This is a genomic window from Sandaracinaceae bacterium (assembly GCA_016706685.1).
Taxonomy (GTDB): domain Bacteria; phylum Myxococcota_A; class Polyangia; order Polyangiales; family Houyiibacteriaceae; genus JADJJE01.
In genome coordinates this window covers 147,396-160,446 of the sequence record JADJJE010000018.1, presented here as the reverse complement: position 1 = coordinate 160,446, position 13,051 = coordinate 147,396, and the positions used below count along the sequence as shown (strand labels likewise).

10 protein-coding genes are annotated in these 13,051 nt (G+C 69.0%); 4 read left to right on the top strand and 6 right to left on the bottom strand.

Translation table 11 applies throughout. The annotated features are described in order from the left end of the window. Window positions 1–249 precede the first annotated feature (249 nt). Window positions 250–1,878: a sigma-54-dependent Fis family transcriptional regulator gene (locus IPI43_22285; protein ID MBK7776826.1), complete on the bottom strand. Its 1,629-nt coding sequence runs from the start codon at window positions 1,876–1,878 to the stop codon at window positions 250–252. Between the two features lie 181 nt (window positions 1,879–2,059). After that, window positions 2,060–2,761: a hypothetical protein gene (locus IPI43_22280; GenBank protein MBK7776825.1), complete on the bottom strand. Its 702-nt coding sequence runs from the start codon at window positions 2,759–2,761 to the stop codon at window positions 2,060–2,062. 100 nt (window positions 2,762–2,861) lie between these two features. On the opposite strand from IPI43_22280, the gene IPI43_22275 reads away from it, so the two are divergent. Next, a complete protein-coding gene (locus IPI43_22275) occupies window positions 2,862–4,424 on the top strand; it encodes a putative metal-binding motif-containing protein (protein MBK7776824.1) in 1,563 nt (520 codons plus the stop codon). A 3-nt stretch (window positions 4,425–4,427) separates the two neighbouring features. Here the strand turns inward: IPI43_22275 and IPI43_22270 are convergent, their stop codons facing one another. Further along, complete coding sequence (locus IPI43_22270) at window positions 4,428–4,616, bottom strand: hypothetical protein (GenBank protein MBK7776823.1); 189 nt, start codon at window positions 4,614–4,616, stop codon at window positions 4,428–4,430. Between the two features lie 4 nt (window positions 4,617–4,620). Next, window positions 4,621–6,441 carry a DUF4178 domain-containing protein gene (locus tag IPI43_22265; protein MBK7776822.1) on the bottom strand — a complete coding sequence of 607 codons (1,821 nt, stop codon included), beginning with the start codon at window positions 6,439–6,441 and terminating at the stop codon, window positions 4,621–4,623. Between the two features lie 214 nt (window positions 6,442–6,655). Here IPI43_22265 and IPI43_22260 point away from each other — a divergent pair, with 214 nt between their 5' ends. Next, the gene (locus IPI43_22260) at window positions 6,656–7,987 is read left to right on the top strand and encodes an NAD(P)/FAD-dependent oxidoreductase (GenBank protein MBK7776821.1); all 1,332 of its coding nucleotides are present in this window, start codon (window positions 6,656–6,658) and stop codon (window positions 7,985–7,987) included. Next, window positions 7,984–9,075, top strand: coding sequence for an HlyC/CorC family transporter (locus tag IPI43_22255; GenBank protein ID MBK7776820.1), 1,092 nt, complete (start codon window positions 7,984–7,986; stop codon window positions 9,073–9,075). Before IPI43_22260 ends, IPI43_22255 begins: the two co-directional genes overlap by 4 nt. A 625-nt stretch (window positions 9,076–9,700) precedes the next feature. On the opposite strand, the gene IPI43_22250 is transcribed toward IPI43_22255, so the two are convergent. Beyond that, entirely contained in the window at window positions 9,701–10,252 is a 552-nt protein-coding gene (locus IPI43_22250) for a DUF4442 domain-containing protein (protein ID MBK7776819.1), read from the bottom strand. Between the two features lie 66 nt (window positions 10,253–10,318). Here IPI43_22250 and IPI43_22245 point away from each other — a divergent pair, with 66 nt between their 5' ends. Next, on the top strand, window positions 10,319–11,593 hold the full coding sequence (locus IPI43_22245) for a serine/threonine protein kinase (GenBank protein MBK7776818.1): 1,275 nt from the start codon (window positions 10,319–10,321) through the stop codon (window positions 11,591–11,593). A gap of 46 nt (window positions 11,594–11,639) precedes the next feature. On the opposite strand, the gene IPI43_22240 is transcribed toward IPI43_22245, so the two are convergent. Beyond that, on the bottom strand, window positions 11,640–13,049 hold the full coding sequence (locus IPI43_22240; protein ID MBK7776817.1) for an aldehyde dehydrogenase family protein: 1,410 nt from the start codon (window positions 13,047–13,049) through the stop codon (window positions 11,640–11,642). Window positions 13,050–13,051 lie beyond the last annotated feature (2 nt).

Sequence of the window (13,051 nt, the reverse complement as noted above, 5' to 3'; positions counted from 1 at the left end):
CTGCAGTGACCGAGGCACTTTCTGATGGGACGGGCCCGCCGCACGCTGAACTCGTGGCGAGCGCCATTGCAGCCGTGAACACGCACCGAGCCCGCCTCGCACTCATACTCGATAGCTTGCGGCAGAACCTCCGCCGGAACCAGCCGCAAACGCTCGGCGGCAAGCGCGACACGCTCTCGGTCCGTACGGCGTCGATTGGAAATGCGCGTCACCCGCTGGGTTGAGCTACCATCGCGCCGCCGCGCCCGTTCAGCTCTCCGCCTCGATCTCGCGATAGCGCTTCAGCTTGCGATAGAGCGTGGCCGAGCCGATCTCCAGCTGCGCCGCCGTGGCCGTTTGGTTCCCGTCGTTCGCCGCGAGCGCGGCCAGGATGTACTCCTGCTCGACCATGTCGAGGGGTCGGACCCCGCCCTTCACCGGTTTGGCAGGCGGCGTGGCCTGGGTGATCTCGTCCGGCAGATCCTCGTCCTCGACCCGAACACCCCGAGCGAGCGCCACCGCGCGCTCCATGACGTTCGCGAGCTCGCGCACATTCCCGGGCCACTCGTATCCGAGCAGCTGCTCCGCCGCTGCGGGGGAGAGCTGCGCCATGTTCCGCTTCATCCGGAGCGCCGCCTCGCTGAGGAGGAGCCGCGCGAGCGGGAGGATGTCCTCTCGGCGCTCGCGGAGCGGAGGGACGTGCAGCTCCACGACCTTGATGCGGTAGTAGAGGTCTTGCCGGAACGTGCCCGCCGCGACACCGGCCGCGAGGTCTCGGTTCGTCGCGGCGATCACCCGCACGTCGATCGGCCGGGTCTTGTTCTCGCCCACTCTTCGGATCTCGCGCTCCTGGAGCACGCGGAGGAGCTTCACCTGCATGCCCGGAGAGATCTCGCCGATCTCGTCGAGCAGGATCGTGCCCTTGTTCGCGGCGTCGAAGAGCCCCACCCGGTCTTGGGTCGCGCCGGTGAACGCGCCGCGCACGTGTCCGAAGAGCTCGCTCTCGAGCAAGCTCTCGGTCACTGCGCCGCAGTTGATCGCCACAAAAGGCCCATCGGCGCGTGTCGACTCTTCGTGCACCAGCTGCGCGACGCGCTCCTTGCCCACGCCGCTCTCGCCCGTGATGAGAATGGTCGAGTCGACCTTGGCGACACGGCACGCGAGGTCGACGACCGCACGCATCGCTGGGCTGTTCGCGGTGACGTAGAGCGGCGCCACGACCGTGTCTGGCTCGGCGACCCCTCGGCGACGAAGCTTCAGCTTCGGCTCGGCCGTCTTGAGCGTGGTCACCGCCCGTCCCAGCGTGACGTCGAGCGACGAGACGAGGTGCTCTGCCGAGAAGTACTGGAGCTCATCGGCGCGGTCTGCGCCCCACTCCTCCCGCGAGCGTCCGACGAGGTGACAGCTCCCATGGCCCATGGCTACGCAACGGTCTTCGAGCACCAAGATGTCGGCGCCCAGCGTGCGGCTGAGGTAGCCGCTGATCAGACCGGCGATGCTCCAGCACGCCGGGGTCTCGCCCGGGCCGAAGTGGAGCAGGTGCTGCTCGGCCTCGTACGAGCCGCGCAACATCGCGCCAGAGCGCGAGAGGGGGTCGCCCACGTCGAGCTCGAACAGGCCTTGGAGCGCGGCGACCCGGAGCCCGGCCTGCTGCCACTCGAGCGGGGTCTCCCATCGGAAGTCCTTCTCGATGGCCTCCGCCATGCGCCAGCCATGGGAAAACCCGAACTGAGTCAGGAGGCTGCGCGCCGCGGGCAGGCCGAGGTGATCGACCATGTACTTCCGGAGGACGCCCATGGCGACCGCGTCGAGCAGGACGGCGCGCTGGCCAGCGAAACGAATCTCGCCCCCGAGGGGATCGAGCTCCAGGAGCCCTTTGTGGTCGAGTTCGTCAGACATCATGGCTCAGTGCTTTACGGAGGGGGGGGTCGGCCTGCAAGTCAACGAGACGTCTCTGGCGCGGGAACTCCGGCTCCAGCGAGCGGACGATATCACGCCGCTGACCGAACGCCGCCCGGCCGCCATCCGTACGCATAGGTGGCGCCCCGCCCCATGGCGCGCATCGCCGACAGCAGGAGTCTCAGTTCGGTGCCGCTGACGCGGCGTCTTCGTCCGCGGCCGTCTCGACGGCGAAGTCCACGAGGTCGAGCTCCTCCAGCGAGAGAGTGGCCTCGAGCTCCATCATGGAGCCCTGGTTCTCGCCGTAGCGCAGCACCACCGTGCTCGGGCGTCCATCCTCGTCCGGTGCCCCTTGCTCCGCAATGGTGAAGGTGTCCGCGTCCAGGCTGGCGGAGCAGCGCTCGCGCTCCGACTCCGTCTGCGTGGTCCGACTTCCGTCGTCCTCGACGGAACGGTCGACGAGGATGGCGGAGGCCGTACCGACGGCGCGCAGGTCGCTCGGCAGCACGAAGCCCGAGCTGCTCCACACGGCCGCCATGCTCGCCGAGCAGGTGGACGCCACGAAGAAACGATGCGACGCCGTCGCGGAGACTTGGGCGTCCACCTCGGCGATGAGGATGAGCTCCACGCCCACGTTGCCGGCTTCGAACGTGAGGGCCAGGCGCGAGCCCTCGACCCCGAGGTTGCGGTGCATCTCGTCGGCGGTCAGCATGCGGCCGTCGGCCCCGGAGATGCGCGTGATGACGTAGGTGCCGCGCAGCATGGGCGCGCCGCTGGCAGCGGGCTCGGGGCACGTGGACCCGGGCGCAGTGGAAGACGCACAGCCTGGCGCGAGGGTGAGCAAGGCGGCGAGGGAGGTGCGAAGGAGGCTCGGGATTTCCATGTCGCCGAGCGTATGCGCCCGGCTCGGCGAGTGGAAGCGCCACGGCGCCCTACAGAGAACGTCATTCACCCTCGAAGGTGATGAGTGTAGGGTTAGGGGCGTGACGACCCCCATCGCTCGCATCCTGCTCCTCGCGGCCGTTGTCTCAGGCTGTGGTGAGGCTGAAACCTCCGTTGACGCTGGCGCGGACGCAGACGCCCCATGCACGAACGCCGCCGGCTGTGACGACGGCCTGTTCTGCACCGGGATGGAGAGCTGCACTCCCGACAGCCCGCTCGCCGACGCCCGCGGATGCATAGCGGCCGCGGCCCCACCGTGCGCGGTGGCGATGTGCAACGAGGCGCAGGACGTCTGCGGCGGGTGCGACGACGACCTGGATGGAGACGGTGCTCGCTCCATCGCCTGCGGCGGGAACGACTGCGACGATGAAGACGAGACGCGCTTCCCGGGGAACCTGGAGGTCTGTGACGTGGCGGGTGTCGACGAGGACTGTGACCCGCTGAGCCTCGGAGACGTGGACCTCGACGAGGACCAGCAGGTGGACGACGCGTGCTGCAACGGTGCGCGCTGCGGCTTGGACTGCGACGACCAACGCTCGAACGTGCATCGGCTCGCCCCCGAGGTGTGCGACGGCTTCGACAACAACTGCAACACCGAGACCGACGAAGGGTTGCTGGTGAACTCCTGGCCCGATCTCGACGAAGACGACTATGGAGACGCCGCAGCCACACCCACGACCGGGTGCTCGGTGCCCACGGGGCGAGCGGACCGTGGCGGGGACTGCGACGACGGAAACGATGCCATCCATCCCGACGCGGACGAGCCCTGCAACGCGGTGGACGATGACTGCGACGACATGACCGACGAAGGCGGTGCGGCGGCCTGCGAGACGGAGTTCCCGGGCTCGGTCGCCCTCTGCACGAGCGGGGAGTGCATCATCACTGGCTGCACGGGGAACCGCTTCGACTGCAACGGGAGCTTCACGGATGGCTGCGAGGTCGATGTGTGCACCAGCGTCGCGAGCTGTGACGGGTGCAACTTCCCCTGCTGGGAGGCGGGGGCGTACTGCTCCGGAGGGGAGTGCTCGCACCAGCGCGCCACGGCGTCGAGCGGCGGCACGCTGCGCGACGTGACCACGGGGGAGCCCATCGCGGGTGCCACCATCACCTTCATCGGGACGTGCGCCACGTACACGGCTACGACCAACGCGGCGGGAGAGTACGACCTCCCCCACCGTCCGGTGAGCTGGGCGCGCATCGAAGCGCCGGGCTATCCCACCCACATCCAGCCGCGCAACGACGACACGGGGTTCGGCCCCATCGTATCGCAAGCAGCCTTGGACGCGTGGCTCGCCACGCAGACCGTCACCGTCGATCCCACGCGCGCCATCATCCTGGCCAACATGCTCCCGGACGGCGCCCCCGGAGACCTCATATTCACCGCGCGAGACGGGACACAGCTCTACGCCGACGCCAACGTGCTGACGCCCGGCGACACCGGCGACCGCGTCCTGATGAACGTCTTGCCCGGCCGCGCGACCGTTGGTGGGTCGCGCGAGATCAACGGGTGCTACTACAACTGCGGGCCGCTGGTGGAGCTGATGCTCGAGGCAGGCGCCGTCACCGTCGCGGGCGGCTTCTCGTGCGTTGGCGTCTGCTCCTGAGACTCACTTGCCGCCGTGCATGCCGCCATACCAGAACACCGCGGCCCCCGGACCCGACGGTTGCGCGCGCACTTCGGGAGGCATCGAGCGCCGCTCCGTGGACGCCGCGAACGGGTCGATGCCCATGGACGCCGTGTACGCGTAGACCGCGATGATGGTGGCGCCGAAGAGTGGGTAGAGGAGGTGACGCACGGGTTCAGTGGAGGTTGGAGTTCTGGTTGCGGCGGTTCTCGAAGGAGCCACGGCGCATGAAGATGACAATCCAGGGGAGCATGAGCGAGATGAAGCCGCAGCAGAAGCAGCCCATGCCGCGCTTGCCGGCGGTGACGCGCACGCTGGCCGTGGGCGTGGTGTACGAGGGCATGGAGCCCGGCTGCGGGAACGACTGCCACTCGGGGTCGAAGCGCACGAAGTAGTTGCCGGGCGGCGGCGCCGAGATGTTGATGCTCGCGCTCTGGCTGCCCTCGGTCCAGGCCTCGCCCTCGGAGTTGCCGTGGTAGTAGCCAGCGTCCACGAAGAAGTCGATGACCTCGGCCGTGTTCTGGTTCACGAACGACCCAGCCACCGCCACCCACTGGTTGTCCGAGGTGGTGGTGAGCTGGATCTCGAGCGGCGTGCGCGCGCCCACGGCGAAGGTGCTGGTGTAGCTGGCGTAGGCACCCTCGGGTGTCTCGCCCGGCACCGGCGGCATGGGCAGCGCCCCCTCGTAGACAGTCTGCCCGGTGGTGCTCAGGTCGAACACCATCCCGATGACGCAGAACGACACCAGCAGCGCGAGCGCCGTGCCTGACGCGATGCCGAGGCGCACCGGGTTGGGCTGCGCCATGCCCACACCCTGCGGCTTGGGCGGCGCACCCGGCAGCGCGAGGCCCTGCCAGAGTTCTTTGCCGGGCAGGTACTCGCCCGCCGACCAGTTCACCTCGTTGTCGGTGCGCTCTTCGCTGATGATGTGCGGCGGGTCGATGAAATCGGCGAGGTCCGCCGTGTCGCCCACGCACACGCGCCAGTAAAACTCGCCGATGACGAACTCCACCGTGGCGTGCGCCGTGGAGAACAGCCGATGCGAGCGGCCGCCGTGGCGCGCGCTCAAGCCCTGCACGGCCACGTCGGCGTTGCTCACGGGCTTGATCCACATGAAGTGGCCGTTGTCCTCCATGAGCCAGCGGTAGCCGCCAGGCGCGTGGAACAGGTACTCGCGCCAGTTGAACGCCTCACCGTCGGACCAGGTGCTGCGCTGCATGAAGCCGATGCAGACCACGGGCTCACCGCGCACGGTGCCCTCGGTGCCCAGCGGGATGAGCGGGGTGATCTTGGGCTGCCGCAGCTGCTCGGCGATGGCGAGGTTGCCGTGGTTCACGTCCACCAGCGCGTGGCAGTACTGGCAGGCCGCGCGCTCCGTGGTGTCCGGCGTGCGGATGGGCATGGGCCCGCCACAGCTGGGGCACTTGAGCGCGCCCAGGTTGACCTTCTCTTCGGGGCGCGGACCGACGGCCGTGCGGACCAACGCCACGCGCGTGGGGTCCACCTGGCGGCCCACGAAGAACTTGGGCGGCGCGCTGCCGTCGCCGTAGTCGATGGTGGCGAAGGCGCCGTTGGGACCCTCGAGGTCCACGAAGCGACCCGAGTCACCGGGCTTGGCCGGGAACGGCAGCTCGCCCTCGGCCGACACCAGGGCCGAGCCGCCGCGCTCCGCCACGGTCCAGCTGGCGCCCTCCAGCATGCCACCCGTGCCCGGTGCCATCTGCTCCCACGAGGGCAGCTGGCCCGTGGGCTGGAAGTCTTGCGTGACGTAGAACTTGCCCTGCGCCTTGGCCACCCAGGCCCAGCGGCGCGACTGCGTGAACTCGACGAAGAACTCGTCCCAGGGGCCGCGGCCGTGGTCCAGCTGCTGACGCCCGCCGACGACGAACTCCTCGCCCTCCACGGTGCCGATGTCGCCCACCGCCATGAAGGCCGCCGTGGGCACCAGGTCTGCGACCTTGCCGATGGACCGCAGGTCACGGTCGGTGCGCACCACCGAGTGCCGACACCAGGGGCACACCATCGCGCCCGACGAACCGAGCTTGAATTCGATTGGGCCGCCGCAGTTCGGACAGCTCCCTTGTCGTGGTCCCATCATCGTCGGCTTCTCGTGGCCATAGGTATCATACTTTCGAGCACGCACGCACTTCCCTCGTGGCGTGGACGGGTCTGGCCCCTTCGTCCCAAACGCGTCATGGTTAGCGCTGCCCATGAGCCAACGTAAGCAAGTCGTCATCATCGGAGGAGGCTTCGGCGGCCTCAACGCGGCTCGCTCGCTGGACGGCGTGGACGTGGACGTCACGGTCGTGGACCGCGAGAACCACCACCTCTTCCAGCCGCTGCTCTACCAGGTGGCCACGTCGGGCCTGAGCCCGGGCGCCATCGCAGTGCCCATTCGCTCGGTGGTGGGGCGGCAGCCCAACACGCGCGTCGTGCTCGGCGAGGCCCTCGAAGTGGACAAGCACCGCAAGGAGGTCGTGCTCGCGAACGGGGCACGGCTCCGTTACGACTGGCTGGTGGTGGCGGCCGGCGCGAAGACCAACTTCTTCGGTCACGACGACTGGGCGCAGCACACCATCGGCCTCAAGAACATGCGCGACGCCATCCAGATTCGCGAGCGCGTGCTGCTCGCGTTCGAGGCCGCCGAGCAAGAGCTGGACGAGACGGTGCGCAAGCGCCTGCTCACGTTCGTGGTCATCGGCGGCGGCCCCACCGGCGTGGAGACGGCCGGCGCCATCAGCGAGCTGGGCCGCACCGTGCTGGCCGACGAGTACCAGCGCATCCACCCGAAGGACATCCGCGTGGTGTTGGTCGAGATGGGCAAGCGCGTGCTCGCCCCTTTCCGGCCCGATTTGTCGGAGTCTGCCGCACACCAGCTCCGAGAGCTGGGCGTAGAGCTGCGCCTCGGCGCGCCCGTCACCGATGTCACCGCCGAAGGCGCGGTGGTGGCCGGCGAGCTCATCCCCGCGTCGCTGGTGGTGTGGGCGTCGGGCGTGCAGCCCGTGTCGTTGGCGCAGCGCATGGGTGTAGAGCTCACGCGCCGCGGGCAGGTGCGCGTGGACAGCAACTGCGCGGTGCTGGGCCACCCCGACATCCTCTGCATCGGAGACATGGCGGCCTTCGTGCCTGCTGGTGAGACCGAGGCCCTGCCTGGGCTCGCGCCCGTCGCCATCCAGCAGGGGCGCTACGTGGCCACGCTGATTCGCGGCGACCTCCGCTCCATGGCGCGCAAGCCATTCCGCTACGTAGACAAGGGCATCATGGCCACCATCGGGCGCTCCCGCGCGGTGGTGCAGTCCAGCGTGCTCACCACCAGCGGGCTGCTGGCCTGGCTGGCCTGGGGCTTCGTCCACATCGTCTACCTCATCGGCTTCCGCAGCCGCGCCATGGTGCTCTTCGAGTGGGTGTGGGCCTACCTCACGTACAAGCGGGGAACACGGCTGGTCACGCACCTCCCGCGTGGCGCCGACGCGCTCCCCAGCCCGCACGCGCTGGCCCCGGCGCCAGGGACCACCGGTCCCCTGTCGAGCTCTCCGAAATGACCCTGCTGCTGATCTACATCAGCGTCGCCCTCGGCGTGTCGTTCACGTGCTCGCTGCTCGAAGCCTCGCTGCTGAGCATCACCCCGTCGTTCCAGGCCCACTACGAAGAGGCACACCCTCACGTGGGGGCCAAGCTCCGGCACCTCAAGGCCGATGTGGACCGGCCGCTGGCCGCCATCCTCAGCCTGAACACCATGGCGCACACCCTCGGCGCCGCGGGTGCCGGTGCCGAGGCCGCGCGCATCTGGGGGTCGGACAAGCTGGCCATCGCGTCCGCCGTGTTGACGCTCCTCATCCTGGTGCTCTCGGAGCTCATCCCCAAGACGCTGGGCGCGGTCTACTGGCAGCGCTTCGTCGTCCCCGTGGCCTACGTGTTGCCCCCCATGATCAAGCTCATGCTGCCGCTGGTGTGGCTCAGCGACCTGATCACCATGGCCATCAAGCGCGGGCGCGAGCCCACTCCGTCCATCTCGCGCGCCGAGATCGCGGCCATGGCGGGCCTCGCGGAAGCGGGCGGCACCATCGACCCCACCGAGTCGCGCATCCTGCGCAGCCTCATCCACTGCGGCACCCTGCGAGCGCGCGACATCATGACGCCGCGCACGGTGGTCTTCTGGCTGGACGAGAAGACCACGCTGGCCGAGGTGCTGGACAAGCCCGGCGCCATGAACTTCTCGCGCATCCCGGTGGGGCGCGGCGGCATCGACAACATCATCGGCTACGTGCTCAAGAACGAGATCCTGCTGCGCGCGGCGCGCCAAGATCACCACCGCGTCGTGGGCGAGTTCGTGCGAGACCACCTGATCGTGCCCTCCACCCTGCCCGTGCCGGCGCTCTTCGAGCGCATGCTGGACTCGCGCGAGCACATCGCCGTGGTGAGCGACGAGCACGGCGGCGTGGACGGCCTGGTCACCATGGAAGACGTCATCGAGACGGTGCTGGGCATGGAGATCGTGGACGAGGCCGACGCCGTGCAGGACATGCGCGAGATGGCGCGCGCCAAGTGGCAGGACCGCGCCAAGCGCCTGGGCACCCTGCCGTCGTCGCAGACCGGGCGCACCAACTCGGAGCCTCCCGGGAGCCGGTGAAGCCCCTACGGCAGGGCTGAACCGACCACGAGGACCCCCACACGCTCCCTCGACGTCGACGTTGTCGTTGTCGTTATCGTTGTCGTTGTCGTTGTCGCAAACGTGGGCCTTGACGGCGACTCGTCCCAAGTCCTGGGTGGTGACCGGCAAGCCGAATCGGCTTCTGGGAAGGCGAATTGGGGCACCCCCGGCTGAAGCCGAGGGCAGCAAACCACGCATGGATAGTCTTAAAGTCCCCGCCTGACGGCGCGGACTACGTGGCTGACAGCAGGGTGTGTTCTACCCGAGGTACCCGGACGCAGAAGGTCTGAGGAGCCTCGCGGCATGGGGTGTCCGGGTAACCTTGGTAGGACGGTCGTCAACCTCGCTTCCAGTTAGTCCGCCTCGGGCGGACTTTCAGGTCGCCGGGGCCTGGTTTGCTGCCCTCGGCTTCAGCCGGGGGTGCCCAAGTGCCTGAAACAGGCTGTATTCATCGACAGCCGAAGCCCACCCAAACCCTCCGAACCGTCCCTTGGTCGCCACTGCACTTGCGACGAGTCGATAGCCGTCGCCGTCGCCGTCGCCGTCAAGGACCACGACGACGCCCACGACAACGTCAACGTCGACGGGATGGGTTCGGCTTCCTCTAGGCGCGCTTGCGCTTGGGACCAACCTGGGTGCGCAGCGTGGCGCGCGTGACCACCTCGCCGGCGGCGTTCTTCATGACCACGGGGATGTCGTGGTGCGACACCGCCGAAGTGCGAATGGGCGGAAAGTCGCTGGTGGCCGTGATGGTGCCCCGCGCCTTCTTCACATACTCGAGGTCCATACCCGCCACGATGAAGCGCGCGTCGTCGGGCAGCCCGTAGGCCAGCGCCACGTTGCCCGTCATCTCCGCCAGGTTGGCGAGGGTGATGGCGTGCACGCAGTCGAGGTGGTTGCGCAGCTCCGGGCGGTCCTTGAGCACCACCTGGCTGTGTCCCTCGGTCAGGTCCGTGACCACAGCACGGATGCTGCCCGTGTAGGGCGCCGCGCGGCCGATCATGCGGCTGAACACTACGTTCCCGTAAGGCAGCCCGCGCAGGCGGTCCCAGGCGATGCGCACCACGTTGACCGGACCGTCGATGTCCAGGAAGGGCAGCGCCTTGTCGGCGCCGGGCACGCGCGAGAGCGCGCTACGAAGAGCAGAATCGGCCATGGGCGGGACTGTGCCACATTCGATTGTGGGACGCTGGCGGCGCAAAGAGGGCTACGATGAGCGCCAATGGAAGAGAGGCTCGGCCGCTACCAGCTCGTTCGCCGACTCGGCGACAATGACCTGTGCGATGCCTATACCGCGCTCCAACACGGAGACGGAGGCTTCGTCCGCGAGGTGCTGGTCAAGCGCTTGAAAGATGCGCTCACCACGGAGACGAGCGCGCTCCGGGCCTTCCAGGGTGAGGCGCTGCTGTTGGCGCGCCTTCGTCAACGCAGCATCCCGCACGTGTACGACTTGCAGCGCGACCCGAAGTCTGGCGCCTGGTTCATCGCGCTCGAGTTCATTCCCGGGCCCACGCTCAAGTGGGTCATGGAGACCGAGCGCGAGCGCGCCACGCCGCTGCCCATGGCGCTCGCGCTGTCGGTGGTCAGCCAGCTCTGCGCGGCCGTGCACCACATGCACGAGCTCACCAACGCCTACGGCCAGCGCAGCGAGCTGGTGCACCGCAACCTCGCGCCCGAGAACGTGGTGCTGGGCCGCGACGGCCTGGCGCGCCTCATGGACTTCGGGTGCGCGGTGCCGCGCTCGGACCTGGACGCCACCGGCAGCGACGGGCGAGGCGCGGCGGGCTACATGGCCCCCGAGCAGATCCTGGGCAGCGAGCCCCCCGACCGGCGCGCCGACGTGTTCGTGCTGGGCGTGCTGCTCTACGAGATGACCACCGGCGTGCGGCTCTACGACGGCCGCGGCGAGCGCCTCCGGCGTGCGCTCATGGACGTGGACGCCCCGCCTGCCAGCACCCGGCGCAGCGGCTTTCCGGCGGTGCTCGACGAGATCCTCGCGGGCGCCTTGGCGCGTGATCCGAGCTCGCGCCCCGCCAGCGCCGACGTGCTGCAGCGGCAAATCGAAGGGTTCGCGGCGGCGCAGCGCATCCAGCTGGGCACCGCGCGCGTGGGCGCGTACCTGGCCGAAGCGTTTCCCCCGGGCTCAGAGCGCGAGAAGGACGGGTCGCTCGTGTCCCCGGTGCCGGCCGCCCGTGTCAGCGTGCCGCCCGGGCCGAGGACGTCGCTGCCGCCGGGCCGCTACAACAGCTCTGCGCCACCACCGCGTCGGAGCTCGTCCCCCCCTGCGGAACAGTCCACCGACCTCGACGGCCTGGCGCTGGCTGCGGCGGGCGCGCCCAGCGAAGAGAACGAGTTCGAGGCCGAGGACACCATGGTGGGGCAGAGCCAGGCGCCAACCGCCGACTCGCGCCGTCCATCGCTCGGGCCTCCGCGGCCGAGCACCGGCGTGTACCTGCACGTGGGCGTCACCACCGAGGACGTCAAGAAGAAGCCCTGACGCATGCGCGCCAGGGCTCCTGGTTATCGGCGGAAGCGCTGGCGGCTCAGGCCAGCAGCGCCACGAGCTTCTGCTTCCACTCGGAGTAGGGCGGGTACATGACCGGCGGGTCCACGCGCGTGCCCTTGCGCAAGACGGCCTTCTGGTGACTGAACACGTCGAAGCTGCGCTTGCCGTGGTACGCGCCCATGCCGCTCTCGCCCACGCCGCCGAACGGCAGGTCCGGCACGCCCAAGTGCAACCAGCCGTGGTTGATGGTGACGCCGCCCGAGGTGGTGCGCTTGAGCACGCGCTCGTGCGTGCGCTCGTCGCTCGAGAAGAGGTAGAGCGCCAGGGGCTTCGGCCGGCGGTTGATGAAGGCCATGGCGGCGTCCACGCTGGGCACCGAGAGCACGGGCAGGATGGGCCCGAAGATCTCGTCCTGCATGACCGGCGCGTCTTCCGGCACGTCCTTGATGATGGTGGGCGCGATGTAGCGGTCGGCCTCGTCGCCCTTGCCACCCGCCACGATCTCACCCGCGCCCAGCAGCTTCATGAGGCGCTGGTGGTGACGTGCGTTGACCACGCGCGCGAAGTCCGGGCTCTGCTGCGGGTCGTCGCCGTAGAACTCGCGGATGCACGCGACCATGCGGTGCACCAGCGCGTCGTGCACGCGGTCTTCCACCAGGATGTAGTCCGGCGCCACGCAGGTCTGGCCGGCGTTCACGAACTTGGCCCACACGATGCGCTTGGCGGTGATGTCGAGGTCCGCCGTGCTGTCCACGATGACCGGGCTCTTGCCGCCCAGCTCGAGCGTGACGGGCGTGAGGTGCTTGGCCGCCGCGGCCATGACGATGCGGCCCACGCTGCCGTTGCCCGTGTAGAAGATGTGGTCGAACTGCTCGTGGAGCAGCTCGGTGGTCTCCTTCACGGCGCCCTCCACCACGGGGAAGCAGTCGGGGTCCACGTAGCGCGGGATGAACTTGGCGAACAGCGCCGACGTGGCCGGCGCCACTTCCGACGGCTTGAGCACGGCGCAGTTGCCGGCCGCGATGGCACCCACCAGCGGCGCCATCATGAGCTGGAAGGGGTAGTTCCACGGCGCGATGATGAGCACCACGCCGAGCGGGTCTTTGTGAATCTCGCTCTTGCCGGGCTGAACCACCATGGGCGTGGGCACCTCTTGCGGAGCGGCCCACTCGCGCAGGTGCTTCTTGGTGTGCTCGATGTCGGTCTTCATGTAGCCGATCTCGGCGAGGTAGGCCTCGAAGCGCGGCTTGCCCACGTCGGCGGCCAGCGCGTCGTAGATCTCCGACTCACGCTCCACCAGGAAGCGCGCGAGGCCGTCGAGCTGCGCGAGGCGCCAGCGCAGCGAGCGGGTCATGCCGGTGTCGAAGCGCTCCCGGGTGCGCGACACCAGGTCCGCGATGGACGGCGTCGAGGTGGTCTTCTGTGAGCGGGTCTGAGTCTGTTCCATCG

Excerpts from the sequence above, each read along its gene's own strand:
- IPI43_22240 (MBK7776817.1), bottom strand. The coding sequence starts at position 13,049 with ATGGAACAGACTCAGACCCGCTCACAGAAGACCACCTCGACGCCGTCC.
- IPI43_22260 (MBK7776821.1), top strand. The coding sequence starts at position 6,656 with ATGAGCCAACGTAAGCAAGTCGTCATCATCGGAGGAGGCTTCGGCGGC.
- IPI43_22245 (MBK7776818.1), top strand. The coding sequence starts at position 10,319 with ATGGAAGAGAGGCTCGGCCGCTACCAGCTCGTTCGCCGACTCGGCGAC.
- IPI43_22280 (MBK7776825.1), bottom strand. The coding sequence starts at position 2,761 with ATGGAAATCCCGAGCCTCCTTCGCACCTCCCTCGCCGCCTTGCTCACC.
- IPI43_22285 (MBK7776826.1), bottom strand. The coding sequence starts at position 1,878 with ATGTCTGACGAACTCGACCACAAAGGGCTCCTGGAGCTCGATCCCCTC.
- IPI43_22250 (MBK7776819.1), bottom strand. The coding sequence starts at position 10,252 with ATGGCCGATTCTGCTCTTCGTAGCGCGCTCTCGCGCGTGCCCGGCGCC.
- IPI43_22255 (MBK7776820.1), top strand. The coding sequence starts at position 7,984 with ATGACCCTGCTGCTGATCTACATCAGCGTCGCCCTCGGCGTGTCGTTC.